This is a genomic window from Streptomyces sp. OR43, from assembly GCF_008042275.1.
In the GTDB taxonomy this organism is placed as follows: domain Bacteria; phylum Actinomycetota; class Actinomycetes; order Streptomycetales; family Streptomycetaceae; genus Streptomyces.
In genome coordinates this window covers 145793-171621 of record NZ_RDBK01000022.1, presented here as the reverse complement: position 1 = coordinate 171621, position 25829 = coordinate 145793, and the positions used below count along the sequence as shown (strand labels likewise).

Below are 25829 nucleotides of genomic sequence, written 5' to 3'. Positions count from 1 at the left end.
GTCCAGGGCCAGGCCGATCTGCAACGGGTGGTGGAACAGCTCCGCAACGGTGAGCCCGTGCCCGCGCGGCGCGCCCCGCAGCCCGTCGCCCCCGGCAGCGACCCCTTCGAACTGCTCGCGCAGGAGCTCGGACGCCAGCAGGACGGAGCCGTGGCCGCCGTCGTCCAGGCATCCCGGCTCTCCCGGCTGTCCGAACACACCGGCGAGGACCAGAAGGTCGAGGTCTTCGTCAATCTCGCCCGCCGGCGGCCTCGGCGGGCGCCTCCTCGTCGGCGCCGAGCAGGGACTGCGGGAGGACGAGGACGGCCTGGGTGCCACCGTAGATGTTGCTCTGGAGGCGTACGGCGATGCCATGCCTGCGGGCCAGCGAGGCCACCACGAACAGGCCGATCCGGCCGTCCTGGAGCAGACGGGCGACGTTGACCTGGTCGGGGTCGGCCAGCAGGGCGTTCATCCGCTTCTGCTCGTCGCCCGGCATGCCGAGGCCCCGGTCCTCCACCTCCAGGGCGAGGCCTGCGGTGACGCGCTGGGCGCGGAGCAGGACCTGGGTCTGCGGGGCGGAGAACACCGTGGCGTTCTCCACGAGTTCGGCCAGCAGGTGGATCACGTCGGCCACGGCGTGCCCGCGGAGGGTGCCGTCGATCGGCGGGACGAGTTTGACGCGCGGGTACTGCTCGACCTCGGCGATCGCCGAGCGCAGCACCTCCGTCATGGTGACCGGGTTGCTCCACTGCCGCCGGGAGACCGCGCCCCCGAGGACGGCGAGGTTCTCGGCGTGCCGGCGGATGCGCGTGGCCAGATGGTCGACGTGGAAGAGCCCCTTGAGCAGATCGGGGTCCTCGACCTGGTGCTCCAGCTCGTCGAGCAGCTGGATCTCGCGGTGCACGAGCGATTGCAGCCGGCGGGCGAGATTGACGAAGACCTCGACCTTCTGGTCCTCGCCGGTGTGTTCGGACAGCCGGGAGAGCCGGGATGCCTGGACGACGGCGGCCACGGCTCCGTCCTGCTGGCGTCCGAGCTCCTGCGCGAGCAGTTCGAAGGGGTCGCTGCCGGGGGCGACGGGCTGCGGGGCGCGCCGCGCGGGCACGGGCTCACCGTTGCGGAGCTGTTCCACCACCCGTTGCAGATCGGCCTGGCCCTGGACGCTGACCCGGCGCAGGGCCAGGCAGCGGCCGAGGACGGTGGTGGCGACCCGGTTGGCGGCCAGGAAGGCGGCCACCATCGCGGCTACCGCCAGCGTGCCCGCGGAGCCGAACGCGATCCAGAGCTCCCTGGACGGGCGGACGCCACCGGAGCGGGCGGTGAAGATCACGGCCGCGGTGCCCGCCAGTGCGACGGCGACGGCCGGCAGCACCGCGGTGCGCAGGAGTTGAGGGCGTATGCGCGCCTCGGGAGACGGCCGGGCAGCGCGCGGCCTGGCCGCGGCCGAGTGGGAACGGGGACCCGGTCGGCCGTGCCGCCCGCCCTCTCGTCGTTCCGGTCGCGCTTCGGGTGCGCGAAGTTGAGACATCAGCGTCCTCGGTACGTGGGGCCCCAGGCATCGGCGTTCATGTGGAGGCACCTACGGTGGTCGGTCATTCTCGGGTCATCGGCCGGGCAGGCTCGGAGAATATGAGCCCACCGTTGATCACCGGGCACACACGGTAGTCGCCCGGTGCGAGGGTGCGACGGGCAGTTGTGGAACTTGCCCGCCATCCGTCCCGCTCTGGTATGACCTCTCGTACGAGCGACCGAATTCGTCGGCGGGATTCCCGGTGAACCGGCACCCGATCGGCGGTAGCGCGGACCGGGAACGGGGTGCCGCTCACGGACGCGGCAAGCCCCCTCGATCGTCCCGAGGGGGCTTGCCGGGTGTGCGGGGGCACGATGCCGTGCGAAGCACGGAAGAACGCTGCGCCGTGCGGAGTCTGCGGGTTGTTACGCCTTCCTGAGCCGGGCGATGATGCCGTCGAGGTCGCGCCGGAACATGTAGTCGCGGAAGACGTGCCCGCCGGGCTCCTCGTGCCACTCGTGCGGGATGCCCGCGGCGCCGAGGAGCGCGCGGAACTCCCGCTGTCCCGCCAGCACCTGGTTCTCGTTGGCCTGGTCGAACCAGTTGACCGGGTCGGGGCTGGTGCCCGCCACCAGGAAGACCCGCTTGTTCCGGTAGCTCTCGATCCGCTCGACCGGATTGTCGGCGCTGACCCGTGCCTCGTCCCACAGCGGAACGCCGTAGACCGTGCCGCCGGCCAGTTCCACCGCGGCCGAGGAGGCGTTGGCCCAGTGACCGACCAGGCCCGCGTCACGGCGCAGGCTGGCGGGGCCGGAGTGGGCGCTCACCGAGGCGAAATGGCCGTAGTACTTGGCCGCGTACTTCAGCGCACCGAAGCCGCCCATCGAGAACCCGGCCACGGCGCGGCCGTCGTACTCGGCGTACGTACGGAAGTTGGCGTCGATCCAGGGCAGCAGCTGGGCGATGTGGAAGGTCTCCCAGTTCCGGGGCCCGGCGTTGGAGCTGACCGGGTTGGAGTACCAGCCCGCGTGTCCGCCGTCGGGCATGACGACGATGACCGGCCTGCCCGCCGTCCAGGCCCGGATGCCCGCGCGGTCGAACGTGATGAAGTCCTGGTCCGTGCCGCCTCCGTGCAGCAGGTAGAGGACCGGGTAGCGGCGGCCGTCGGCGTGGTAGCCGTCGGGAAGCAGGACGTTGACCGCCGGGTCCCAGCCGACGGCGTCGGTCGCGAAGCGGTAGTACCGCATACGGGGGTCGACCTCGTCGCGGTCCACGATGCGCAGCCCGAAGCCGTCGCCCGCGGCACTGGCTGACGTGGCCGTGGCGAGGACGCTCCCGGCGCTCAGCGCCATGGCGGCGGAAAGGCCGCCGGCGGTTCTGATGAGGCCCCGGCGCGTGGGGCGGTACCCGTGCGCGCTCATGCCGAGTAGCCCTTCGGCGGGATCAGCGTCGCGAGCTGGTCGAAGGAGATCCAGTAGATCTGGTTACCGCTGAAGGACGCGGGGTCGGCGATGAGAACAGTGCGGTCCACCTCGTCGTAGCCGAAGACGGTGAAGTAGTGGTAGATCGTCTGGTTGGACGGGTAGCCGGGCGGCTGGTTGCCGGGCGGGGCGACGATGTTGGCCACCAGGGGGTAGTTGCGGTCGATGTCGAAGACGATGTCGTACCAAAGCAGGTCTCGCTGGGCCTGGGTGGGCGGGTCGTTCGGCATCTCCTTGGTCTCGTACCAGCCTCCGCCGAGGTTCGAGTTGAGCACGTTCGTGACCTGGCCGATGTGATCGGTGCCGTTCTGGGTGGTGCCGAGCTGCCAGGCCAGGTCTCCCTGGCTGGGCGGTGCCATCCGGGCGGAGAGCGCGATACGGGTGGCCGCCGGCCCGCACCAGTAGCCGGTCTCCTGGACCTGGTAGTCGATCTGCAGCCAGTGGGCGCTCTGCGTACGGCCGGCGGCGACGTCCAGCCGGGTGCCGGCCTTGTTCTGCCCGCTGACGACCGCCGTTCCGGCCTTCGAGCCGTGGGCGAGCACGGAAACGGACGCGGGGTGCGGTGCGGGGGACGCCTGGGCCTGCGTGGGCTGGAGGAAGGCTCCGGCGGCGGCMACGGCGATCGCGGTGGACACAAGTCTCTTGCGCATGAAGGCTCCTGAGGAGGGTGGGGGGTGGCCTTGCGGGCAGAAACGCATTGCGGTGTGCCCAGCTGTGCGGGGCAGCGGGAATCAGCATCGCCGTAGCCGCACGGAGGGCGCAAGCGGTGAAAGTCCTGGCTTACGCCGGTACTTGATGGCTCGTCACGGCTCCGCACCGCCACCCGCCGGGGCCCGCGCTCCGGACGTCACGCTCCACGCGCTAGCCGCCGGCCCGCTCCTCGGCGGCCAGCAGGGCCCTGCCCTCCGCCGTCGCGATATGGAAGGAGCGTCCGGCCCTGCGTACGGTGGCGACCAGCCCCGCCGCCCGCAGTACGTTCAGGTGCTGGCTCACCGCGGGATGCGTCACGGCCAGGAGGCGGGCGGCCTCGACGGTGGAGCAGCCCGTGCGGGTGGCGCGCAGGATGCCCGCACGGGTGTGCCCGAGGAGCGGCCCCAGGGGCCCGGGGGCGGGGGCGGCGGGTCCGGCCCAGTCCGCGGCGTGATGAATGGGATAGACGAGAACGGGCGGCAGATCCCCGTCGGCGAGCGTGATCGGCGTCGGCCAGCAGAAGAACGACGGCTGGAGCACGAGACCCCGTCCGCACAGGTGCAGTTGCTGATCGACGGGATAGGCCACTTCCAGGACGGGCGGGCGCCAGCGGAACTGCGGTCCCAGTCCGTTCAGCAGGCCCTCGGTGCCTCCGTCGAGCAGACTGTGCAGCCGGACGGCGCGGTCGGCGTCGATGTGGGCGTGGACGCGCTGCCAGTACGGAGCGAGGGCCTCACGCTGGTACGTACCCAGCGCTCCGCCCAGCCGGCGGAGCGTATCGGTGTCTCCTCCGGCCAACGATCCCACCCAGCTCGGCAGTTGGAAAGAAGCTGCCAAATGGGTCAGGTCGGTCCGCAGCCGTGGCCGCGGGGTGCTCATCAAGGTGTCGAGGGCTGCCTGCAGCGTGGCGCGGTCGCCGGTCGTGGGGGTGAGGAAATCGGGCGAGTAGCCGCGTGGGGGCAGGAGCGAGGAGAGCAGCCGCGGGGTGCCGGAGAGCCGTGGCCGTACCCAACGGCGCCAGGTGCCGAACACCCTTTCACCGTCGCGCCGTTGAAGCGTCTGGACGCTGTTGCTGATCTCCCAGAGGAAGTCCGGGCCGGGGGCGACTCTGACCCTCGCCAGGTCCTCGGACGTGAAGTGCACCCGCAGCATGGCCGCTCCCCCGGGATGTGAACTCCTCCGCGGGCAGCGTACCGCCGTTCGATCGCCGTCCACCCTGCACGGGCGTCGCGGCACCGGCCGCCGCCCCGTCGCAGCATCGCCCCGGAGAGGACGCGGTCAGCGGGGCGGCCGGTGCCGCGCGGCTCACGCCTGGGGAGCCCGGTCGAGGTCGGGGGCGGCCGCGGCCTTGGCTCCGCCGGAAAGCTGAACGTGCACCGGGGGCCAGTTGCCCCATCCCGGTGCCGGTTCGGCGGCCACACCGCGCCACCACGGCTCGACGGCCGGCGTATCGGCGGGCTCGAAGGGCTGGCCCGGTCGCGGGGCCGCCATCGTCACCCCCGCGAACTGCGTGGCGCGCATGGACCATTCGGCGGGTTCGGCCCAGGGGTGGAGGGCGAGGTTGAACGTGCCCCAGTGGATCGGCAGCATGACGCCCGCCGACGGGTCGTCGCCCTGCAGGTCGAGGTGGGCCCGGACCCCCTCGTCGGGGCTCATGTGGATGTCCGGCCAGGCGCCGGGTTCCGGCCTGCTGTCCGTCCGGTCCTTCGGCCAGTACTGGCTGTACGCACCGATCTGGATCATGGTCGCGTCGAAGGGGCCGTGCTCGGCGCCGATCTCCCTGAACCCGGGGAAATAGCCGGTGTCACCGCTGTGGTAGATCCGGTGTTCGGGCCCGGCCACGGCCCAGGAGGCCCAGAGGGTGTGCTGCTGGTTGCGCAGGCCACGGCCACAGAAGTGCCGGGCGGGAGTGGCGGTGAGGCTGATTCCGGCGACGGTCGTGGACTCGTTCCAGTCGAGCTCATGGATCCGGTCCGATGGCACGCCCCAGCGCTCCAGGTGCGCGCCGACGCCGAGCGGCACCGCGAAGACCGTGGCGGTGTCCGCGAGGGAGCGGATGGTCGGCAGGTCGAGGTGGTCGTAGTGGTCGTGCGAGATGACCACCACGTCGACCGGGCCGAGGGCGCCGAGCGGCACCGGCGCGGGGTGCACCCGCTTGGGCCCGGCGAAGTCGAAGGGTGAGCAGCGCTCGCCCCAGACCGGGTCGAAGAGCACGCGCCGTCCGTCGATCTCGGCGAGCACGCTGGAATGCCCCATCCAGGTGAGCCGCAGACCGGAGGCGGGCGGCTCGGCGAGGTCGGCGAGGGTCGTGGCGTGCACGGGGACGGTCCCGGTCGGCGCTCTGAGGACCCGCTCCTCCTTGCGGAAGTAGACCTTCGCGAACTCCAGGGCCGACCCGGAGGGCCTGATCCTCGCCCCCACCGGGTTCTGGAAGGTCCCGTCGGCGAAGTTGGGGGAACTGCGGATGCGCTCCATGCGTGCGCCGTCCGGGTCGGCCCCGAAGGCGGCGGGACGCAGCGCACGCAGTCTGGTGCGAAGCGAAGGCTTGGAGTCAGCGCCGGTCACAAGGTCTCCTGAGGGAGTCGGTATCGTCTCATTATGGACAGGGAGGACGACTGCGCGAGAGCGGAGCACCCAACGGGATGGCGCTCCGGACGGACCCGTTCAGCCACGCTGCTGCCCGTACACATGCTCGACGTGGAGCCGTAGGACGATCCGCCGGTCCCTGACCATGGCTTTGCGGTAGTCGTCCCAGTCGGGATGCTCGCCCTGGACGTCGCGGTACAGCGTGATCAGCTCCGCCACCGTGGCGTCGTCGGGATCGGCGGCCACCGGGCTCAGCTCCGCCGTGCCGTCCACGACCGTCCAGGCCCAGCGGTCCTGGCTGGTCACGTGGTAGCTCGCCCGCGGGTCCCGCGCCAGATTCCGGGTCTTCGCCCGGCCCTCGGTGACCGAGACCCGGACGATGCGCTCGTCGGGGTAGTAGAAGTGATTGACGTTGGAAAGCTGCGGTCTGCCGTCCCGCCGGAGCGTCACCAGCACACCGCCGTCCTCCTCGGCGACCAGCCGTAGCAGTGTCTGCTGCCGTGCATCGAATCCCGTCATGCCGGATCCAACGTCCGGTCCGCCCGCAGGATTCCGCATCCGGTGGCGACTCGTTCCGCGTGGGTCGGGATCCAGCCACCGCCGGGCGCGGTCGGTACCCGCCGCCGGGGCACGGCCGGCGCCCGGCCCGGCGGCGGACTCCGGCCACCGGCACGACGTGCGGCACGGGCCGCATTGACAGTGCGCTCCCGGCTCCCAATACTGACTGGCGATTCAGTAAAAGATCGTCGGCCGGCCTCGGGGGCGGCGGGTCGGACCCCCCGGAATCCCGGTCCCCGCCCGGTCCCGTCCCGACCGCCGTGACCGAGGAGAGCCCCCGATGACGACACCACCGATGTCCCCGCCCGCCCCGTTGATCTCACTGACCTGGACGGACCACGTCACCGGCCGCCGGGGCCATCTCGTGGTCGACCGGCTGGTGCGCGGGGTGTCGAGCGGCGGGCTGCGCATGAGGGCGGGCTGCACCCTGGACGAGGTGGCCGGGCTGGCCCGCGGCATGACCATGAAGGAAGCGCTCCACTTCGACGCGGACCGGACCGGGGCCCGCTACATACCGCTCGGCGGCGCGAAGGGCGGCATCGACTGCGACCCCCGCGATCCGGCGGCGTACGGCATCCTGGTGCGTTTCCTGCGGGCGGTGCGTCCGTACGTGGAGAGTGTCTGGACGACCGGCGAGGACCTGGGGCTCAGCCAGGACCTCGTCGACCGGGCGGCCACGGAGGCCGGTCTCGTCTCCACCGTCCAGGCGGTCTACCCACTGCTCGACGACGAGGCCGGAGCGCGGCGGCGGCTGGCCGACGCCTTCGCCGTCGAGGTGGACGGCATCGGCCTGGACGAGCTGGCCGGCGGCTGCGGAGTCGCCGAGTCCGCGCTCGCCGCACTGGACGGGGCAGGCGTCGCGCACAGCGACGCCAGGGTCTCCATCCAGGGGCTCGGCACCATGGGCGGGGCGACCGCCCGGTTCCTGTCCCGGGCCGGCCTGCGGGTGGTCGCCGTCGCCGACGTCAAGGGGACGATCGCGAATCCGGCCGGTCTCGACGTCGAGGCACTCCTGGCCGCCCGCGACTCCCACGGCACGGTGGACCGCGGCGCGCTGCGCGGCACCGACCTGGAACTGCCCGCCGACGCCTGGCTGGACCAGGACGCGGAGGTGCTCGTCCCCGCCGCGGTCTCCTATGCCGTCGATCCGACGAACCAGGCCCGGATCACGGCCCGCTGGGTCGTCGAAGCGGCCAATATGCCGGTCCTGCCGGAAGCGGAAGCGCTGCTCACCGCGCGCGGGATCACGGTTCTTCCCGATGTGGTCGTCAACTCCGCTACCAACGCCTGGTGGTGGTGGACCCTGTTCGGTGACATCGGCGCCGACGCGGACGAGGCCTTCGCCCACATCCGGCACTCCATGCGCGCCCTCATCGAACTCGTGCTGGCCCGCGCCGCGGCTGACGGCTGCACTCCGCGTGCGGCGGCGCACGCCGTGGTCGCCGACCGGCTGCCGGTGATGGCCGACCGTTTCGGATGGTTCCGCTGACCGGGGCAGTGCCCGCCGGCGGCGGGACACCCCGTCTCCCGCCCCGCCCCGGCCTGCCCGGAACGGGCATTGGTTAGGGTGACGCCGTGGCAAGAGTGCGGTTGGGTGTGGCGGAGCGACGCGAGGAGTTGCTGCGCGCTGCCGTCGAGCAGATCGAGGTACGGGGTGTCGCGGCCGTACGGATCGCCGATGTGGCGTCCGTACTCGGCGTGAGCAACGCCCTTGTGCTCTACCACTTCTCCACCAAGGAGAAGCTGGTCGCCGCCGCGTTCGCGCACGCCGCCGAAGCCGATCTCGCCCATCTGCGCAAGCTCCTGAGCCGGCGCACCACCGCGGTCCGCAGGCTGCGCGCCGCCGTGCGCTGGTACGCGCCCACAGGCCAGGCCAAGGGCTGGCGGCTGTGGATCGAGGGCTGGGCCGCCTCCCTCCGCGACCCGGCGCTGCGCAATGTCGCGGGCGATCTCGACCAGCAGTGGAAGGCGGAGCTGGCCGAGGTCATCGAAGAGGGGGCGGCCGCGGGCGAGTTCCAGTGCGACGACCCGATGTCCGTGGCCTGGCGGCTGACCGCGCTGCTGGACGGCCTGGCGGTGCAGATGACGTCGTACGCGGGGCCGCTGTCCCGGGCCACGATGCTGGAGTGGACCGAGGAGGCTCTCGCCCGCGAACTGGGCATCGACCACGCGACCCTGGCGGGATGACGGCCGCCTGACGGTGGTTCACGTACGTCAGGTCTGACGCACAGGCGCGTAGGCGTCACCCTGAAGCCCGAACGTCCACGCCACGCCCTCCTTCGCGGTCCTGGTGCGCGGCGGCACCCGCAGCCAGTACGTGCGATGCGTCCCGTCCGGCTCCGGGGTGGAGTTGACGACCTCCACCATGGCCACGTCCTCGTCGCCGTCGAGCGCGATCCGCCAGAGGACTCCCGTCTCGTCCCGGTGCACCGGCTCGGCCCCCGACTCGCTCAGATAGCGGTCATACCCGTAGAACTCCAGCATCACGCGGCGCAGTTCCGCGTTCTCCTCGGCACGGATCCGCTCGGGAGTCAGGGTGCTCAGCTCCGCGAGGAACTCGGCGGGCACGGGCATGCCGCGCCAGGCGTACAGGGCGAAGCCGTCGCGGTAGGCGAGTGCGGGGCCCGCGCCGCTGTCGAGTCGGCCCGCCTCGTCGCGATGCAGCGTCTCGGGGCGCTCGCTGATCACCACGGTGCGCTCGTAGGGCCACCACCAGCCCGCGTTCCTCGCGACGGCCGCGAGTCCCTCGAGCCGGTCCCCCCTGCCGTCGAAGGCGGCGAGCCAGGCCGCGTCGTGCTGCCCCAGCACGGCGTCCAGGAGCACCAGCCGGACATCCGACGCGTCCTCGGGCTTCACGGTGAGGTCCGCGACGACCCCCGCCCGTATGCGGTCGGCGAGCGCCGACGTGGTCTCCCAGAGCTGGGCACCGGTGGCGGACCACAGCGCGGACCAGCCGGCCGGGCCCAACTCGTCGTACATCCGGCGCCGTTCGTCCGCCCAGGGCCGGGTCCTTACCTCGTCACGGACCGACCGTCCCGGGTCCGTCAGCTTCTCCACCGCCTCGACGGCGGCCCTGGGCGAATCGGCCCAGACGAACTCGACCGGCTCGGCCAGCCCCGCGCCGCGGTAGGCGAGCCGTACCCCGTCCTCGGCCGCCGCCCGGTCCGCAGCGCCGGTCGCCGCCGCCACGGCCCGCCATGAGTCCACGTACGTCATCGGTTTCCCCGTCCCCTGTTCCCTGTGTTCCGTGATCCGCGGTCCCCTGATCCCGAGGCCTCGCGGTCCCGCGGGCCCGTCATACCGTGATCCCGGTACCCTGATGGTCTTGAGCTGCTGGAGGTGTGCGGACCTTCAGTCGGCGACGACGCGGACCGCACCCGGTGCGTACTCGCGCTGGCGCACCACCCTGAACCACCCTTTCGGCAGCGTTATCACCGCGTGTTCCTCATGCACCACGCGTCCGCCGTCGGGGAGGTGGAGCAGCATCGGGCCGAACACGCCACCCTCCCTGATCAGCCGCCCCGGCCCCGGCACCGCGTGCGCGTGTCCGGTGACCTCGCCGAGCGCGAGCACCAGCCGGCCGCGCCCGTCGCGCAGTTCGCCCGGCGCTTCCAGGAGGTTCGCGGGCACCGCGGACTCCTCCAGCGCCATGATCAGTACGTCGCCCTGCCGGTACACAGACGTCTCCCCTCCGCAGCGGCACCCGCTGTGCCGGCCACGTGGAAAACGCTACGACGGGGGTCTGACAATCGGCCGGTGAGCGCGGTCGGCGGGGCCCGGCCGTCCCGTTGTCAGTGGGTCTTGATAGACCTTGCGGACATCAATCCGTTGCCGTCATCAGGAGCCCGGAGCCATGTCCGACGCGGACCACCTGCACGAGCTGCTCGGCCTTCCGGCCGTCGATTTCCAGTCCGGGACGAGCGACAGCCCCCGGCCGGCCGCCGACGCGGCGGCCTGGCGTGTCTCGATCGAGCCGTACGAGGACGAGGACCGCACCTGGGAACAGGAGTTCACCGCGTTCCTGGACGAGGTGGACCCGGCCGGTGTGCGTGCGCTGATCATCGGGCAGTGGGGTGAGTCGTACGAGGAGACGTCGTCGTATCCGATCGGTCTCGTCATCGCCGCCGCCGAGCGGCTGACGTCGCTGGAAGCGGTGTTCGTCGGCGATCTGACGGCGGAGGAGGCGGAGATCTCCTGGATCGAGCAGAGCGATGTCACCGCGCTGCTCACCGCGTTTCCCGCGCTGGTGGAGCTGGGCGTGCGCGGCGGATCGAAGCTCGCCTTCCCGGCCACGAAGCACGAGAGGCTGCGTGCGCTGACCATCGAGACCGGCGGTCTGCCGGTGGAGGTGGTGCGGGGGGTCCTGGACAGTGAACTGCCGTCGCTGGAGCTGCTCGTCCTGTGGCTGGGTGTCGATCAGTACGGGGGCGACGCCAACGTGGTGGATCTGGCGCCGCTGTTGTCGGGGACGCGCTTCCCGGCCCTGCACCATCTCGGTCTGCGCAACAGCGAGCTGCAGAACGAGATCGCGACCGCTGTCGCCTCGGCCCCGCTCGTGGCCCGGCTGCGGACGCTCGATCTGTCCTGCGGCACCCTCGGCGACGAGGGCGCGGCAGCACTGCTCGAGGGCCAGCCGCTCACCCACCTCGACGCCCTCGACCTGCACCACCACTTCCTCACCGAGCCCATGGAGCGCCGGGTCACGGAGGCCCTGGAGCCGCACGGCGTGCGGGTGGACCTGTCGGAGCGCTGCGAGCCGTGGGACGACCTCGGCGCCGCGGGCCGGTACGTCACGGTGGCGGAGTGAGGGCGCGATGACGGATATCGAGCACCCGGAGACCTTCCACGGTCTCCCCGTCTTCACCCCGCAGCTGTCTGGAGATGACGGCTCGGGCCCCGCGGCCTGGCCCGACGCCGGTGCGGTGGCCTGGCGGCTGGACTGCGCGTGGGAAGGGCCGGGTTTCCCGGAGCTCTGGCAACGCTTCCTCGACACGGTCGAGCCGGCGGGGATCCGCGCTCTGCTGATCGGCCCCTGGTGGGCGGAAGGCTACGACTCGTTCGCCCCGGTGGCGGAGCTGATCGCCTCGGACGCGGACCGCTTCCCCGCGTTGCGTGGGCTGTTCCTGGCCGATGTCACCGGCGAGGAGTGCGAGGTGTCCTGGCTGCAGATGTCGGACGTCACCGACCTCATCGAGGCGTTTCCCCACCTTGAGGAACTGGTGGTGCGCGGCGGCGGGGAAGCCGACCACACACTGGGAAAACTGAGCCTGCGTCCCCTGCGGCATCCGACCCTGAAGTCGCTGAGGTTCGAGTCCGGGGGCCTGCCCGGCCATGTGGTCCGGGCCGTCGGTGGCTGTGAACTGCCCGCGCTGGAAAGGCTGGAGCTCTGGTTCGGTGCCACGTGGTACGGCGGCGACGCCACGGTGGAGGACATGAGGCCCGTCCTCTCCGGCGCGAACTTTCCCCGGCTGCGCCATCTCGGTCTGCAGAACAGCGAGATCCAGGACGAGATCGCGGCGGCCGTCGCCGCCGCCCCGGTCGTCGCGCAGTTGGAGTCGCTCTCGCTCGCCATGGGAACGCTCAGTGACACGGGCGCCCTGGCGCTTCTCGACGGTCAGCCGCTCACCCATCTGACCTCGCTGGATCTGCACCACCACTATCTGACCGATCCGGTGATGTCGCGCATCCGGGAGATGTGCGCCCGCGAGGGTGTTCACGTCGATCTCGACGAAGCGGACTACTGGGATCCCGAGGACGACGAGCCCCGTTATGTCGCGGTCAGCGAGTAGCCCGCCGCGTCTGGCGGTCGTCGGCAACCCCGGCAACCGCCGGATCGGCCTGTTCCAGGAGGCCGTGCGCGCCGCCGGGCTGCCGCGGGCCCGGACCGTGCCGTGGCTCGACACGCTGGAGGGAAAGGCGGACTTCCTGCCCGGGGAGACCGTGCGCGTCGAGTCGCCCGGCGAGGACCCCGAGGTCGACCGGCTGCTGCGCGGGGTCGACGACCCGGCGCGGGTGGAGGGCTCGGCCCTCTGGTACGCCCGGTTCACCTCCGCCGTGCGGGATGTGTCGCGGGCCGCGACCGCGGCCGGCGCGCTCCTGCTGGACACCCCCGGTGACATCGCCGTGCTGTTCGACAAGCGCAGGTGCCACGGGGTCCTGGACGCCGCGGGCGTCCCGGTGCCCGCTTCGCCGACGTCGGGTCCCGGCGCGCCCGCGGTGCGGGGCTGGGCCGATGTCCGTGCGCTCATGGCGGAGCACCGTTTGCCGCGCGTGTTCGTGAAGCTTGCGCACGGGTCCTCCGCCTCCGGGGTGATGGCCGTGGAGACGGCCGGTCCCGGCCGGATCCGGGCGGCCACCTCGGTCGAGCGGGACCCGGCCGGTCATCTCTACAACTCGCTCCGAGTCCGCCGCCTCACGACCGAGCGCGAGGTCGCGGCGATCGTCGACGCCCTCGCGCCGGACGGTCTGCACATCGAACGCTGGCTGCCGAAGGCCTCGCAGCGGGGCCGGGCCGCGGATCTGCGGGTCGTGGTGGTCGACGGCCGTGCGACGCACGCCGTCGTGCGCACCAGCCGCTCCCCCATGACCAACCTGCACCTCGGCGGTGCGCGCGGCGATCTCGACGAGGTGCGGGCCGCCGTCGAGGCGGCGGGCGGGAGCTGGGCCGAGGCGCTGGCCGTGTGCGAGCGGGCGGCCGCCGCCTTCCCGGACACGCTGTGCGTGGGCGTCGATCTGCTGCCCGCCACCGGCTGGCGGCGCTTCGCCGTCGGCGAGGTCAACGCCTTCGGGGATCTGCTGCCTGGACTGACCGGTCTGCCGGGCAGCGGCGCCGAGGGCCTGGACACCTACGCGGCGCAGGTCGCCGCCGTACTGAACCGAGCAAGGAACCACCGTGGCAGCGCAACACACTGAATCTCCTGACGGCGTCGCGGGCGACGCCGTCGACCCCGACATGAGCGAGGTCGTGGGCAGCCACGATCTGCTCCTGGTCACTCTGGACACGCTGCGGTACGACGTCGCGGTGGAGCTCGCCGCCGCCGGGCGCATTCCTCATCTGGCCCGGCATCTGCCGGGCGGTGTCTGGGAGGAGCGGCATGCCCCGGGCAGCTTCACCTACGCCTCCCACCAGGCGATCTTCGCGGGGTTCCTGCCCACGCCGGCCGCCCCCGGGCCGCATCCCCGGCTGTTCGCCGCACGCTTCGCGGGCAGTGAGACCACGGCGGAGCGCACGTTCGTCTTCGATGCTCCCGACCTGGTCTCGGCGCTCGCCCGGGAGGGCTATCGCACGGTGTGCATCGGCGGCGTCGGGTTCTTCAACCGGCAGGCTCCGCTCGGCTCGGTGCTGCCCGGGCTGTTCCAGGAGGCGCACTGGGAGCCGGAGTTCGGCGTGGCCTCGCCCACGTCGTTCGAGGCCCAGGTGGCCCGCGCCGAGCAGGTCGTCCGGGAACTCCCGGACAGCCAACGGCTGTTCCTCTTCGTCAACGTGTCGGCTCTGCATCAGCCGAACTGGTTCCACCGGCCGGGGGCGACGCGCGAAGCGGGCGACAGCCGCGCCACCCATGCCGCCGCGCTGGAGTACGTGGACGCCCATATCGGCCGCCTCTTCGCCGCCGCGAGCAGCCGCCGCCGCGCCTTCGCCATCGTCTGCTCCGACCACGGCACGGCGTACGGCGACGACGGCTACACCGGTCACCGGCTCGGTCACGAGTCGGTCTGGACCGTTCCGTACGCGCACTTCTTCCTGGAACCGGGAGCCACCGCACGATGACCAGTCCCCGCGCCACCCGCCCGTACCAGAGCTACGTCTACGCCTATCCGCACAAGACGGCGTACGGCAGGCTCTCCGGTCACCCGGGCGGGCGGCCCGCGCTGAGTGACCTGTGGGCGGGCGAGAGCAAGGACGCGCTCTCGCTCTACCTCCACATACCCTTCTGCGAGGTCCGCTGCGGCTTCTGCAACCTCTTCACGCGCATCGGCGCGCCCGACGAACTGACCACCCGCTATCTCGACGCGCTGGACCGGCAGGCGACCGCCGTACGGGACGCGCTGGGCGACGTGGAACCGGTGCGCTTCGCCGCCGCCGCGTTCGGTGGGGGCACGCCGACGTTCCTGACGGCCGGGGAGCTGGAGCGGCTGTGCGACATCGCGGAGAAGCGCATGGGCGCCGACCTGCGGTCCGTGCCGCTGTCCGTGGAGACCTCGCCGTCGACCGCGACCGCCGACCGGCTGGCCGTCCTCGCGGACCGGGGGACGACCAGGATCAGCATCGGTGTGCAGAGCTTCGTCGAGGCCGAGGCCCGCGCCGCGGTCCGCCCGCAGCGCCGCGCCGATGTGGAGAGCGCCCTGGGCCTGATCCGGGACAGCCGCATCCCGGTCCTGAACATCGACCTGATCTACGGCATCGGCGGCCAGACCGAGCGGAGCTGGCGCACCTCGCTGGACGCCGCGCTCCAGTGGCGGCCGGAGGAGCTGTACCTCTACCCGCTCTACGTCCGTCCGCTGACCGGGCTGGGCCGGCTCGGGGCCGCCGACGAGGCCGCGGCGGACGCGGCCTGGGACGAGCAGCGGCTGCGGCTGTACCGGGCCGGCCGCGACCATCTCCTCGACCGCGGCTACGAGCAGGTGTCCATGCGGATGTTCCGCCGCGCCGACGCCCCGCGGGCCGAGGGCCCCGACGACTACGCCTGTCAGACCGACGGCATGATCGGCCTGGGCTGCGGCGCCCGCTCGTACACGTCGCGGCTGCACTACTCCTTCGACTACGCGGTGGAGATGCGTGAGGTGCGGGCCATCATCGACGGCTACACGGCCACCGAGGACTTCTCGCACGCCGAGGTGGGCCGGTTCACCGACGGCGACGAGGCGCGCCGCCGCCATCTCCTGCAGTCCGTGCTGCAGGCCGAGGGGCTGCGCGTGTCCGAGTACCGCGAGCGGTTCGGTACGGACCCGGACGAGGACTTCACCGAGGAGCTCGCCCGGTTCGACGCCCGGGGCTGGCTGGACCGCGGCGCGTCGGCCACCGGCCTGCTGCGCCTGACGCCCGAAGGACTCGCTCACTCCGACGCGCTGGGTCCTGACCTCTTCTCCCCTGCCGTACGGGCCGCGATGGCCGCGTACGAGCTGAAGTGAGCCCCGGATGGACCTGACGATCCTCTACCGCGGTCCGCTCGCGTCGTGCGACTACGACTGCCCGTACTGTCCGTTCGCCAAGCGCCGTGACAGCCGGGAACAGCTGCGGGCCGACCGGGCCGCGCTGGAGCGCTTCACGACGTGGGCGGCGGCGCAGACCGGCGACCGGATCTCCGTGCTGTTCACCCCGTGGGGCGAGGGGCTGGTCCGCTCCTGGTACCGCCGGGCGATGATCGAGCTCTCGCGGATGCCGCACGTCCGCCGGGTGGCGATCCAGACGAACCTGGGCGGCCGGACCCAGTGGCTGGCCTCGGCCGGTGCCGCCGGACGCGACAAGATCGCGCTCTGGTGCACGTACCACCCCGGCCAGACCCCGTACGAGCGGTTCCTCGGGAGGTGCGAGGAGCTGGTGGCCCTGGGGATCCGGCACAGCGTGGGGGTCGTCGGGCTCGACGGGCACCTGGCCGAGGCGCGGCGGCTGCGGGCGGCCCTGCCCGAGGAGGTCTACCTCTGGGTGAACGCCGCCGAGGGCCAGACCTACACGGACGAGGAGGCGGACCGGTGGACGGCGATCGACCCGCTGTTCCCCTACAGTCGGCATCCGCACCGATCGGCGGGGCTGCCCTGCCGGACCGGTGAGTCGGTGATCTCGGTGGACGGCGACGGCACGGTGCGCCGCTGCCACTTCGTCCGCGCGGAGCTCGGCAATCTCTACGACGGCAGTTATCGCGCGGCGCTGGGTCCCCGGGCCTGTCCGCTCGCCGTCTGCGACTGCCACATCGGCTATGTACACCTGGAGACGCTGCCGCTGTACGACGTCTTCGCCGGCGGGGTGCTGGAGCGCATACCGGCGCGGCCGGTGTCCTCGGTCGCCCCGTCCGCCCGGGGCGACCGATAACCGCGGGCCTCTCAGAGCGGCAGCAGGTCGGGCCGCTTGGCCTCCACGTGGTCGCCCGACGACTCGCCCCGCAGCCGCCGGCCGATCCACGGGACCAGGTACTCGCGGGCCCAGTGGATGTCGTCGCGCCGTACTTCGAGCGTTCCGCGCTGGGCCTGCGGCGGCCACTCCTGGTCCGGATCCGCGGGCGCTTCGAGGCCGAGGACCTGGGCGGCGCGCAGCGCGACCCGGGTGTGGCCCTCGGGCGACAGGTGCAGTCGGTCGTCGTCCCAGGCGCGCCGGTCCTGGACCGAGCGCAGCGACCACAGGTCGAGGACCGGGCAGTCGTAGCGGTCTGCGATGGACCGTACATGGGCGGTGTAGGTGGCGATCTTGCCGCGCAGATGGCGCAGCACGGGCACGTTGCGGGTGTCGAAGCCGGTGGTGACCATGACGGTGCCGACCGACCGGGTCAGATCGGCGACCGCGCGCTCGAACCGCTCGGCCACGTCGTCGGGGTCGGTGCCCGGCCGGATGATGTCGTTGCCGCCGGCGCAGAAGCTCACCAGATCGGGGGCGAGTTCCTTGGCGCGCGGCACCTGTTCCTCGACGATCTGGTCGAGGAGGCGTCCTCGTACGGCGAGATTGGCGTACCTGAAGTTTCCGTGAGCGGGGTCCGGGAGCTGGTCCGCGAGAAGGACGGCGAACCGGTCGGCCCAGCCGACGAAGGTTCCGTCGGGGCCGGGGTCACCGACTCCCTCGGTGAAGCTGTCGCCAATCGCCGCGTACGACCCGATGGCGCCCTGTTGGTTGATGACGCCCTGCTGGATGTTGTTCGAATCGTCTGCCACAAGGGCATATCCTGCACCGCCGAATGTGACCTACGCGACCGTAATATGGGGTTGACGGGTGGTGAGATAGACCACCCGGTCAGTTTTTGGTAAAGGGGGAATAAGCGCGACCACCGGCCACTTCCGGCGCGCGGACCGCGTGCCGTTTCCGCGTAGTACGCGCAGCCGACGACAGAGGGACGGTGCGCCGCCGCGCACCGTCCCTCCATGCATTGCTCAGGCCCGGTTCACCGGACCGGTGTTACCCGGATCAGACGTTGATGCCGTGCGACGCCAGGTAGGCGATGGGGTCGATGTCCGAGCCGTACGCCGGACCCGTGCGGACCTCGAAGTGGAGGTGCGGGCCGGTGGCGTTGCCGGTGGAGCCGGACAGGCCGACCTGCTGGCCCGCGGTCACGGTCTGGCCGGCCGAGACGGAGAGCGAGGACATGTGACCGTACTGCGAGTAGTGACCGTCGGCGTGCTTGATGACGACCTCGTTGCCGTACGCGCCGCCCCAGCCGGCGGTGACGACGGTGCCGGAGGTGATCGCCTTCACGCTCGTGCCGGTGGAGACGGGGAAGTCGATGCCGGTGTGGCTGCCGCTGGACCAGTTGGCACCGGAGGCGCGGTAGGCGGTGGTGTGGTTGCCCGGGACCGGGTGGACGTAACCGGAGTCGTTGCTCTGGGCGGCCGGGGCCGAGGTCTCCTTGGACGACGCGTCGTCGGAGGAGGAAGAGGAGGAGGAGGAGTCCGAGGTCGTGGAGGCCTTCGTCCCGGTCGTGGCCGGGGCCTTCGAGGGGGCCTTCGACGGGGTGGTGGAGCCCGTGGAGGTGGTCGAGGCGTGGCCCCAGGCCTTGCCGCCGAGGGTCAGCTTCATACCCGGGAAGATCAGGCTCGGGTCGTCGCCGACGACCTTGCGGTTGTCCTGGTACAGCTTCTCCCAGCCGCCCTTGAGCTTGTGCTCGGCAGCGATCTTCGACAGGTAGTCGCCGGAGACCACGGAGTAGGTCGTGGTGCCGGCCTGCTTCTTCGCGACCGGCTTGGCCGGGGTGGCGTGAGCGGCGGCCGACTTCGAGGTGGCCGGAGCGGACTGCTCCGCGGCGTGGGCACCGGTGGCGCCGAGCAGCGGAAGCGCGATGACGGCTCCGCCGGCACTCGCGGCGACGACGCCACGGGCGATGGTGCTGGACTTGGGACGACGGTGCTTACCCGATATGGGCATGAAGGATTTCCTCTCCGGCGCCTGCGAGGTGAGCTGTCGGGTTCGGACTGGAGATGTCCGGTCGCGGCAGGCGCGACTTCACCCCGAGCCGTCCGGTTTCCCGGTCGGCGGCTTACCTGGTTCCCCCGCTCCTGCCACGCGGTGAGTGGGTGCGAATTCCGGGCGGCGGCAGGATTAGGCGGTCCGTCCGGATTGCAGCGAACGTAAGCGAGCCGGGACGGCGGAAACAAGCCACGGGTTCCGTGCGGGATTCCGCTCCGGAAATTCGGCGAGGAATTCCGGTCACACTCCGTGGATTACGGATCTTGGACTTCCGCGCCGCACATGGAATACCCGGCCGCTCCGCCGCCACACACCGTCACGGATATGATCCCGCTCACGAGAGAGCGATCATCTATCGCGGAAGCAGGGCAAGTTCAACCAAAGCCCCCAATACGGACATGCTGCGCTCATTGCCTCCTCGCCCTCGGACGGCTGCGTGGATCCCGGACCCGCACGGCCGGACGGAGACACCCGTCCGGCGGACCGTCACACGGCCCCGAAGTGCGGGTCCGGCCAAGATGATTGCCTGAGGAATCAATGTCGTATCGTCACGAGAGTGGACCCGCGGGCGACACGCGCCGGCGGCAGAGCCCCCAGGAGTGACCGTGACGCAGCAGTTGCCGCAGACCCCGTCGACGGAGCCGGAGCTGGTGGGTGTCCGCAATTTCCGTGACGTGGGCGGCCTGCCCACCTCGGACGGCCGCCGGGTGCGGTACGGGCGGCTCTACCGCAGTGGTCACCTGGCGCACGCCACGGCCGAGGACGCCGCGTTCCTCACCGGCCTCGGCCTGCACACCGTCTTCGACTTCCGCAACGGCGCCGATCACAAGCTCGACGGCCTGGACGTGGAGCTGCCCGGCGTGCGCAATGTGAGCATCCCGCTCAGCGACCCGGCGGACGGTGCGGAGTTCTGGCGGATGGTGCGCGACGGCAACATGGACGAGCTGCGGTCGATCCTGGCCGACGGCAAGGGGACGCACCGCATGGTCGCTTCCTACCGCCGGATCATCCTGGACCGCACCGGGGAGCACAGCCGGGTGCTGCACGCCCTGGCCGAGGACAGCGTGCCCGCCCTGATGCACTGCGCCGCGGGCAAGGACCGTGCGGGTCTCTCCATCGCGGTGTCCCTGCTCGCCGTCGGCGTCGAGCGCGAGGCCATCGAGGCCGACTACCTCAAGTCCAACGACGCGCACCGCCGCTACAAGGTCCGCCGCAGCGACACCTCCGCCGCCGGAATGTCGCCCGAGGTGATGGAGCTGCTCAATCCCCTCTTCGGCGCCCACCCCGACTATCTCGCCGCCGCCTTCACCACCATCGACGAGACCTGGGGCGGCACCGACCGCTATCTCGCCGAAGGTCTCGGGATCAGCCCGCAGACGCGGGAGCGGCTGCGCGAGCGCCTGCTCGACGCGGGCTGACCACTTGGGCGGAGCCCGCGGCCACGGCCGTCCGCCCGGCGGCTACGGATGGTCCGCCCGCCTGCCTACTGGTTGTGCATCCCCACGGCGAACAGCAGATAGAGGAAGCCCGCGATGACGTGCCCGGCCACCAGGTAGGCGAAGAGCCTGATGACGAGCCCGCGGGGCATCTTCTTCTCCTGCGGGTCGTAGTTCTTGGGCCGGCCCGGGCCGAGCGGGTCGTAGTTCTCGGAATCGGACATGACAGGTCCTCTCTGGCGACCGGCGGGCCGGTGGCGGGGACAGCGCCTCAGCGACGGTGGATCCCGCTGCCGAGACACAGCTCGGCGGCGGGGCTCTGCAGCAGGGTGTGGACGAAGAGCAGCTCGGCACCATCACGGTCCAGGGCCGCGATCCGGTGCGGAGTGAGCGAGTCGAAGTGCGCGCTGTCGCCGGGGGCGAGGTCGTGGACCGTTTCCCCGAGGGTCACCCTGAGATGCCCGGCCAGGACGTACAGCCACTCCTCGCCGGGGTGCACACGCACCAGGTCCCCCTGCGCGCCGAACGGGACCCGGACGCGCAGGGCCTGCATCGCCCGGCCCGGACCGCCGGCCTGCTGGTACATCCAGCCGTCGGCCTCGGCGCCCTCGAACCTCCGGCCCCGGACGATCGCGTCACGTTCCGGGGGGATCTCGCCGAGCAGCTCGGAGACCGTCGTACCGTAGATCCTGGCGAGTCCGAGCAGCATCGGCAGCGAGGGCTGGCGCCGGCCCGTTTCGAGCCGGGACAGGTGGGCGGGCGAGAGTCCGGCCCGCTGAGCGGCGGTCTCCAGGGTGAGACCACGGCTGCGACGCAGCTCGCGCAGGCGTGGCGCGACCCCGGGCAGCTCGTCGGCCGCCCCTCCTTCTGGAGGATTCATGCCTCCATTGGGCCAGGTCCTTTCCTCGGAGGCAAATTTATTACCTCCGAGGCAAACTGCGCCACCACGGAACCAACGGGCCGGTCAGCGGTTGGCGACGGCCTGCTTCACCAGGGTCCGCCCGAAGTCCCACATCAGGCCGCCGCCGCTGTGCGCGTCGTCCATCACGGCCGTGAACGCGGCCACGAAGCGGTCCACGTCCGCCTCGTCGATCACCAGCGGCGGAATCAGCTTGATCACTTCGAGGTGGTCGCCGGAGACCTGCGTCAGGATCCGGTGCTTCTGGAGCAGCGGCACGACCACCATCTGCGCGAACAGTCCCTTGCGGGCCGCCTGCAGCATGGTCCAGCGGCTGCGCAGCTTCAGCGAGGACGGCCGGCCGAACTCGATGCCGATCATCAGGCCGCGCCCCCGCACCTCGTGCAGCAGCTCGTACTGCCCGACGAGCGCGGCCAGCCGTTCGCGGAGCAGGTCACCGGTGCGGCGCGCGTGGGCCACCGTCTCCTCGTCCTCCATGACCGACAGGACGGCGAGTCCGGCCGCCATCGCCTGGGCGTTGGAGCCGAAGCTCGCGGAGTGGACCAGGACCCGGTCCATCGAGGAGTAGACGCGTTTGAAGATCCAGTCCTTGCCGAGGGTCGCCCCGACGGGTACGTAGCCTCCGGAGAGCGCCTTGGCGACGCAGACCAGGTCGGGTTCCACACCTTCCTCGTGCTGGTACGCGTAGAAGTCCCCGGTCCTGCCGAGGCCCGTCTGCACCTCGTCGGCGATGAGCAGGGCCTTGTGCTTGTGCAGCAGTTCCTGGGCCTGGCGCAGGAATCCGGGCGGCGAGGCGTGCACGCCCTTGCCCTGGATCGGTTCGACCACGAGGCCCGCCACATCGCCCCGCTTCAGCTCGCGGCGCAGCGCGTCGAGGTCGCCGAGCGCGATGGCGGTGTCGGGCAGCAGCGGGGCGAACCCGTCCCGGAAACCGGCCTCGCCGTTGACCGAGAGCGAGCCGGTGGTGAGCCCGTGGAAGGCGTGCGCGCAGTACAGGATCCTCGGCTTCCCGGTGGCGTACCGGGCGAACTTGAGGGCTGTCTCCACCGCCTCCGTGCCGCTGTTACCGAAGAAGACCCGGTCCAGGTGCGGACTGTGCGTGAGGAGCTTCTCGGCCAGCAGTCCCGGCAGCGGCTGGCAGTCGAAGCGGGTGAGGTCGGCCAGCGAGGCGTCCAGAACGTCGTGCAGCGCCTTGCGTACGACGGGGTGGTGCCGGCCGAGCCCCATCACCCCGAAACCGGCGAGCATGTCCAGGTAGTCGTTGCCGTCCGCGTCCCAGAAGTGCGCGCCCTCGGCCCGTTCGTAGACCTTGTCGAAGCCGATGGTGTGCAGCATGCGCGGGAGCTGGTGGTTGAGGTACTTGGTGTGCAGCTCGTAGCGTTCGGCGCCGCGCTCCGCGAGGAGCCGCGCCACATCGAAGCCCTTGGGCCCGTCGTCCTTCATGCCCCGCTCTCCTTGTGCCCGTTGCCCCGGGCATGGTGTTCCCTGCCGGTGGCCGCGCCCCCGGTGGCCAGCGCGGCGCTGATCCGGCCCGCGATCTCGACCGGTGTGAGCCCGATGTCGGCCAGGATCTCGGCCCGTTTCCCATGGGCGAGGAACTGGTCGGGAATGCCGAACGTCCGCAGCGGTACGTCGACCCCGGCATCCCGCAGGGCCTGCCCCACGGCCCAGCCGACGCCTCCGGCCCGGCTGTTGTCCTCGACCACGGCGACGAGGCGGTGCTGTGCGGCGAGCGGCGCGAGCCGGCCGTCGACCGGTTTGACCCAGCGGGGGTCGACCACCGTGCAGCGGATGCGGGCGCCCGTCAGCAGATCGGCGGCCTGCAGGCAGACCGGCGCCATCACGCCGACCGCGACCAGCAGCACGTCGGCCTCCTCGGCGCGGTGCAGGACGTCCATGCCGCCGATGGTGCCGATCGCGGGGACCGGCTCCCCCACCGCTTCCTTGGGGAACCGGATCAGGGTCGGTGCGTCGTCGACGTCGACGGCCTCGCGCAGCGCGGCGCGCAACCGGTCCGCGTCGCGCGGCGCGGCGATCCGCAGGCCGGGTACGACCTGGAGGAGGGACATGTCCCACATGCCGTTGTGGGAGGCACCGTCGGGCCCGGTCACCCCGGCCCGGTCGAGCACGAACGTGACGCCGCAACGGTGCAGGGCCACGTCCATCAGCAGCTGGTCGAAGGCCCGGTTGAGGAAGGTGGCGTACACGGCGACGACCGGGTGCAGTCCCCCGGTCGCCAGTCCGGCGGCCGAGACGGTCGCGTGCTGCTCGGCGATCCCGACGTCCCAGACCCGTTCCGGGAACGCCTCGGCGAACTTCGTCAGCCCGACGGGGTGCAGCATCGCCGCCGTGAGGGCCACGACGTCCGGACGCTCCGCGCCGATCGACGCGATCTCGTCCCCGAACACGGAGGTCCAGGAGGGGCCGGCCGCGGGTGCGAGCGGGGCGCAGGTCAGCGGGTCCATCGCACCGACGGTGTGGAAGCGGTCGGCCTCGTCCCGGAGGGCGGGGAGGTAGCCGCGGCCCTTCTCGGTGATGCAGTGCACGAGCACGGGGCCGTGGAAGCGTGTGGCGCGGCGGAGTGCGGACTCGACGGCAGCGGTGTCGTGGCCGTCGATCGGTCCGACGTACTTCAGGCCGAGGTCCTCGAACAGGCCCTGCGGGGCGAAGGTGTCCTTGAACCCCTTCTTTGCGCCGTGCAGCGACTCGTACAGCGGCTGCCCGATGACGGGTGTCTGCTGCAGGACGCCCTTGCCCCACGCAAGGAAGCGTTCGTATCCGTCGGTGGTCCGCAGCGTGGAGAGGTGGTTGGCGAGGCCGCCGATCGTCGGGGCGTAGGAGCGCTCGTTGTCGTTGACGACGATGATCAGCGGGCGGTCCCCGGCGGCGGCGATGTTGTTCAGCGCCTCCCAGGCCATCCCGCCGGTGAGCGCCCCGTCGCCGATGACCGCGACGACGTGGCCCGTGCGGCCGAGGAGTTCGTTCGCCTTGGCGAGACCGTCGGCCCATCCGAGCACGGTGGAGGCGTGCGAGTTCTCGATGACGTCGTGCTCGGACTCGGCGCGCGAGGGGTATCCGGAGAGGCCGCCCTTGCCGCGCAGCTTGGAGAAGTCCTGCCGCCCGGTGAGGAGCTTGTGGACGTAGCTCTGGTGGCCGGTGTCCCACAGGATCCGGTCCACGGGTGAGTCGAAGACCCGGTGCAGGGCGATGGAGAGCTCCACCACTCCGAGGTTGGGGCCGAGATGGCCACCGGTCCTGGCCACTGCCTGGACGAGGAACTTCCTGATGTCCTCGGCGAGTTCGCCGAGCTGCGGTTCGTTCAGTGCCTTGAGATCGTGTGGCCCCCGGATGGACTGCAGCAGCGTCATGCCCGGGCCCCCTCTCTGGTCCTGTTGTCGGCTCACGATGACGGCTGTGACCCCCGGTGCGCGTTCCCACCGGCTGCCGCCGGCCCGGCCCGGACGTGCCCCGCACGGGGCGGCGTCCGGGCCGGGCCCGCGGAACGGGGAGAGCCGGTGCGGCCGGCTCTCCCGCGGACCTCACGTCACCGGTTCCCGCCGATGGTCTCCCGCGCCGCGCGCAAGGACTCCTTGAGCGACCCCATGGTGGCGAGGACGGCGGTGGGCTCGTAGCCGCAGTGCGCCATGCAGTTGGCGCAGCGCGGGTCCTTGCCGCGGCCGTACTTGTCCCAGTCCGTCTCCTCGATGAGCTGCCGGTATGTCGGCACGTACCCGTCGCTCATGAGATAGCACGGCCGCTGCCAGCCGAACAGGGAGTAGTTCGGAATGGCCCAGGCCGTGCACGGGAAGTCCGCCTTGCCCTCCAGAAAGTCCAGGAAGAGCGGCGAGTGATTCAGGCGCCACCTGGCCCGGTTGCCGCCCGCGAAGGACTTCTTGAACAGCTCACGGGTCTGCTCGACGCCCAGGAAGTGCTCCTGGTCGGGTGCCTTCTCGTAGGCGTAGGCGGGCGAGATCATCATCTCGTCGACCTTCAGGTCGTCGTTGAGGAAGTTGAGGACCTCGATGATGGTCTGGGGCGTGTCGGTGTTGAAGAACGTGGAGTTGGTCGTGACGCGGAAGCCGCGCCGTTTGGCCTCCTTCATGGCCGCGACCGCCTCGTCGAACACCCCTTCCTTGGCAACCGATTCGTCGTGACGCTCGCGCAGGCCGTCGATGTGGACGGCGAACGCGAAGTAGGGCGAGGGGGTGAACTTCTCGAGCTTCTTGCGCATCAGCATCGCGTTGGTGCAGAGGAAGACGTACTTCTTCTTCGCCACCAACTGCCGGACGATCTCGTCGATCTGCGGATGCATCAGCGGCTCGCCGCCGGCGATGGAGACCATCGGGGCGCCCGATTCGAGCACGGCGCCGACGGCCTGGGCCACCGGCATGCGCTGCTTGAGGACTCCGGCCGGGTGCTGGATCTTCCCGCAGCCCTCGCAGGCGAGGTTGCAGGCGAACAACGGCTCCAGCTCGACAATCAACGGGAACTTCTCCCGCTTTCGGAGCTTCTGTTCAATGAGGTACGTCGCAACCTTGATGGACTGACGGAGCGGCATGGCCAT

Annotated in this window: 24 protein-coding genes, 1 pseudogene and 1 riboswitch; of the genes and pseudogenes, 9 read left to right on the top strand and 16 right to left on the bottom strand. The window is 71.3% G+C overall.

Features of this window, described 5'->3' with window-relative positions:
* The 7 genes and pseudogenes from EAO72_RS43800 to EAO72_RS10550 form a co-directional block, all read right to left on the bottom strand.
* The coding region (locus EAO72_RS43800; RefSeq protein WP_187285001.1) for a hypothetical protein at positions 1-198 on the bottom strand (198 nt) is incomplete at its 3' end.
* A gap of 52 nt (positions 199-250) precedes the next feature.
* A pseudogene (locus EAO72_RS10575) lies at positions 251-1510 on the bottom strand (sensor histidine kinase); the annotation flags it as partial.
* 407 nt (positions 1511-1917) lie between these two features.
* The gene (locus EAO72_RS10570; RefSeq protein ID WP_148016998.1) at positions 1918-2913 is read right to left on the bottom strand and encodes an alpha/beta hydrolase; all 996 of its coding nucleotides are present in this window, start codon (positions 2911-2913) and stop codon (positions 1918-1920) included.
* Positions 2910-3623 carry a C39 family peptidase gene (locus EAO72_RS10565; RefSeq protein WP_148016997.1) on the bottom strand — a complete coding sequence of 238 codons (714 nt, stop codon included), beginning with the start codon at positions 3621-3623 and terminating at the stop codon, positions 2910-2912. The genes EAO72_RS10570 and EAO72_RS10565 overlap by 4 nt, the downstream gene beginning before the upstream one ends.
* 211 nt (positions 3624-3834) lie before the next feature.
* On the bottom strand, positions 3835-4815 hold the full coding sequence (locus EAO72_RS10560; protein WP_148016996.1) for an ArsR/SmtB family transcription factor: 981 nt from the start codon (positions 4813-4815) through the stop codon (positions 3835-3837).
* 153 nt (positions 4816-4968) lie between these two features.
* Positions 4969-6228 carry an MBL fold metallo-hydrolase gene (locus tag EAO72_RS10555; protein ID WP_148016995.1) on the bottom strand — a complete coding sequence of 420 codons (1260 nt, stop codon included), beginning with the start codon at positions 6226-6228 and terminating at the stop codon, positions 4969-4971.
* 99 nt (positions 6229-6327) lie between these two features.
* Complete coding sequence (locus tag EAO72_RS10550; protein WP_148016994.1) at positions 6328-6768, bottom strand: PPOX class F420-dependent oxidoreductase; 441 nt, start codon at positions 6766-6768, stop codon at positions 6328-6330.
* A 319-nt stretch (positions 6769-7087) separates the two neighbouring features.
* On the opposite strand from EAO72_RS10550, the gene EAO72_RS10545 reads away from it, so the two are divergent.
* The gene (locus EAO72_RS10545) at positions 7088-8296 is read left to right on the top strand and encodes a glutamate dehydrogenase (protein ID WP_148016993.1); all 1209 of its coding nucleotides are present in this window, start codon (positions 7088-7090) and stop codon (positions 8294-8296) included.
* Between the two features lie 107 nt (positions 8297-8403).
* Positions 8404-8994, top strand: coding sequence for a TetR/AcrR family transcriptional regulator (locus EAO72_RS10540; protein WP_148017226.1), 591 nt, complete (start codon positions 8404-8406; stop codon positions 8992-8994).
* Between the two features lie 27 nt (positions 8995-9021).
* Here the strand turns inward: EAO72_RS10540 and EAO72_RS10535 are convergent, their stop codons facing one another.
* Positions 9022-10023 (bottom strand): DUF6745 domain-containing protein, encoded by a 1002-nt coding sequence (locus EAO72_RS10535; RefSeq protein WP_148016992.1) that lies wholly within the window; start codon positions 10021-10023, stop codon positions 9022-9024.
* A 135-nt stretch (positions 10024-10158) separates the two neighbouring features.
* A complete protein-coding gene (locus EAO72_RS10530) occupies positions 10159-10485 on the bottom strand; it encodes a hypothetical protein (protein ID WP_148016991.1) in 327 nt (108 codons plus the stop codon).
* Positions 10486-10660: 175 nt separating this feature from the next.
* On the opposite strand from EAO72_RS10530, the gene EAO72_RS10525 reads away from it, so the two are divergent.
* The 6 genes from EAO72_RS10525 to EAO72_RS10500 are packed head-to-tail and all read left to right on the top strand — an operon-like array spanning position 10661 to position 16834.
* Positions 10661-11614, top strand: a complete 954-nt coding sequence (locus EAO72_RS10525; RefSeq protein ID WP_148016990.1) for an STM4015 family protein — start codon at positions 10661-10663, stop codon at positions 11612-11614.
* A 7-nt stretch (positions 11615-11621) separates the two neighbouring features.
* Entirely contained in the window at positions 11622-12596 is a 975-nt protein-coding gene (locus tag EAO72_RS10520; RefSeq protein WP_148016989.1) for an STM4015 family protein, read from the top strand.
* Positions 12577-13719, top strand: a complete 1143-nt coding sequence (locus EAO72_RS10515; RefSeq protein ID WP_148016988.1) for an STM4014 family protein — start codon at positions 12577-12579, stop codon at positions 13717-13719. The genes EAO72_RS10520 and EAO72_RS10515 overlap by 20 nt, the downstream gene beginning before the upstream one ends.
* A gap of 40 nt (positions 13720-13759) precedes the next feature.
* Positions 13760-14575, top strand: a complete 816-nt coding sequence (locus EAO72_RS10510) for an STM4013/SEN3800 family hydrolase (protein ID WP_148017225.1) — start codon at positions 13760-13762, stop codon at positions 14573-14575.
* Positions 14572-15936 (top strand): STM4012 family radical SAM protein, encoded by a 1365-nt coding sequence (locus EAO72_RS10505; protein ID WP_148016987.1) that lies wholly within the window; start codon positions 14572-14574, stop codon positions 15934-15936. Before EAO72_RS10510 ends, EAO72_RS10505 begins: the two co-directional genes overlap by 4 nt.
* 7 nt (positions 15937-15943) lie before the next feature.
* Positions 15944-16834, top strand: coding sequence for an STM4011 family radical SAM protein (locus tag EAO72_RS10500; RefSeq protein ID WP_148016986.1), 891 nt, complete (start codon positions 15944-15946; stop codon positions 16832-16834).
* Positions 16835-16845: 11 nt separating this feature from the next.
* On the opposite strand, the gene EAO72_RS10495 is transcribed toward EAO72_RS10500, so the two are convergent.
* Together EAO72_RS10495 and EAO72_RS10490 are read right to left on the bottom strand one after the other, a co-directional pair.
* A complete protein-coding gene (locus EAO72_RS10495) occupies positions 16846-17664 on the bottom strand; it encodes an SGNH/GDSL hydrolase family protein (protein WP_148016985.1) in 819 nt (272 codons plus the stop codon).
* Positions 17665-17914: 250 nt separating this feature from the next.
* Positions 17915-18868, bottom strand: a complete 954-nt coding sequence (locus tag EAO72_RS10490; RefSeq protein ID WP_148016984.1) for a M23 family metallopeptidase — start codon at positions 18866-18868, stop codon at positions 17915-17917.
* A 3-nt stretch (positions 18869-18871) separates the two neighbouring features.
* A riboswitch (cyclic di-AMP (ydaO/yuaA leader) is annotated at positions 18872-19030 on the bottom strand.
* A 485-nt stretch (positions 19031-19515) separates the two neighbouring features.
* On the opposite strand from EAO72_RS10490, the gene EAO72_RS10485 reads away from it, so the two are divergent.
* Positions 19516-20328: a tyrosine-protein phosphatase gene (locus tag EAO72_RS10485; RefSeq protein WP_148016983.1), complete on the top strand. Its 813-nt coding sequence runs from the start codon at positions 19516-19518 to the stop codon at positions 20326-20328.
* 65 nt (positions 20329-20393) lie between these two features.
* On the opposite strand, the gene EAO72_RS41895 is transcribed toward EAO72_RS10485, so the two are convergent.
* The 5 genes from EAO72_RS41895 to hpnH form a co-directional block, all read right to left on the bottom strand.
* Entirely contained in the window at positions 20394-20570 is a 177-nt protein-coding gene (locus EAO72_RS41895; protein WP_168713529.1) for a DUF6126 family protein, read from the bottom strand.
* A gap of 47 nt (positions 20571-20617) precedes the next feature.
* Complete coding sequence (locus EAO72_RS10480; RefSeq protein WP_148016982.1) at positions 20618-21226, bottom strand: helix-turn-helix domain-containing protein; 609 nt, start codon at positions 21224-21226, stop codon at positions 20618-20620.
* 84 nt (positions 21227-21310) lie between these two features.
* A complete protein-coding gene (locus EAO72_RS10475) occupies positions 21311-22708 on the bottom strand; it encodes an aspartate aminotransferase family protein (protein WP_148016981.1) in 1398 nt (465 codons plus the stop codon).
* Complete coding sequence (gene dxs / locus EAO72_RS10470; protein WP_148016980.1) at positions 22705-24633, bottom strand: 1-deoxy-D-xylulose-5-phosphate synthase; 1929 nt, start codon at positions 24631-24633, stop codon at positions 22705-22707. Before dxs ends, EAO72_RS10475 begins: the two co-directional genes overlap by 4 nt.
* Before the next feature lie 176 nt (positions 24634-24809).
* Positions 24810-25829, bottom strand: coding sequence for an adenosyl-hopene transferase HpnH (hpnH, locus tag EAO72_RS10465; protein WP_148016979.1), 1020 nt, complete (start codon positions 25827-25829; stop codon positions 24810-24812).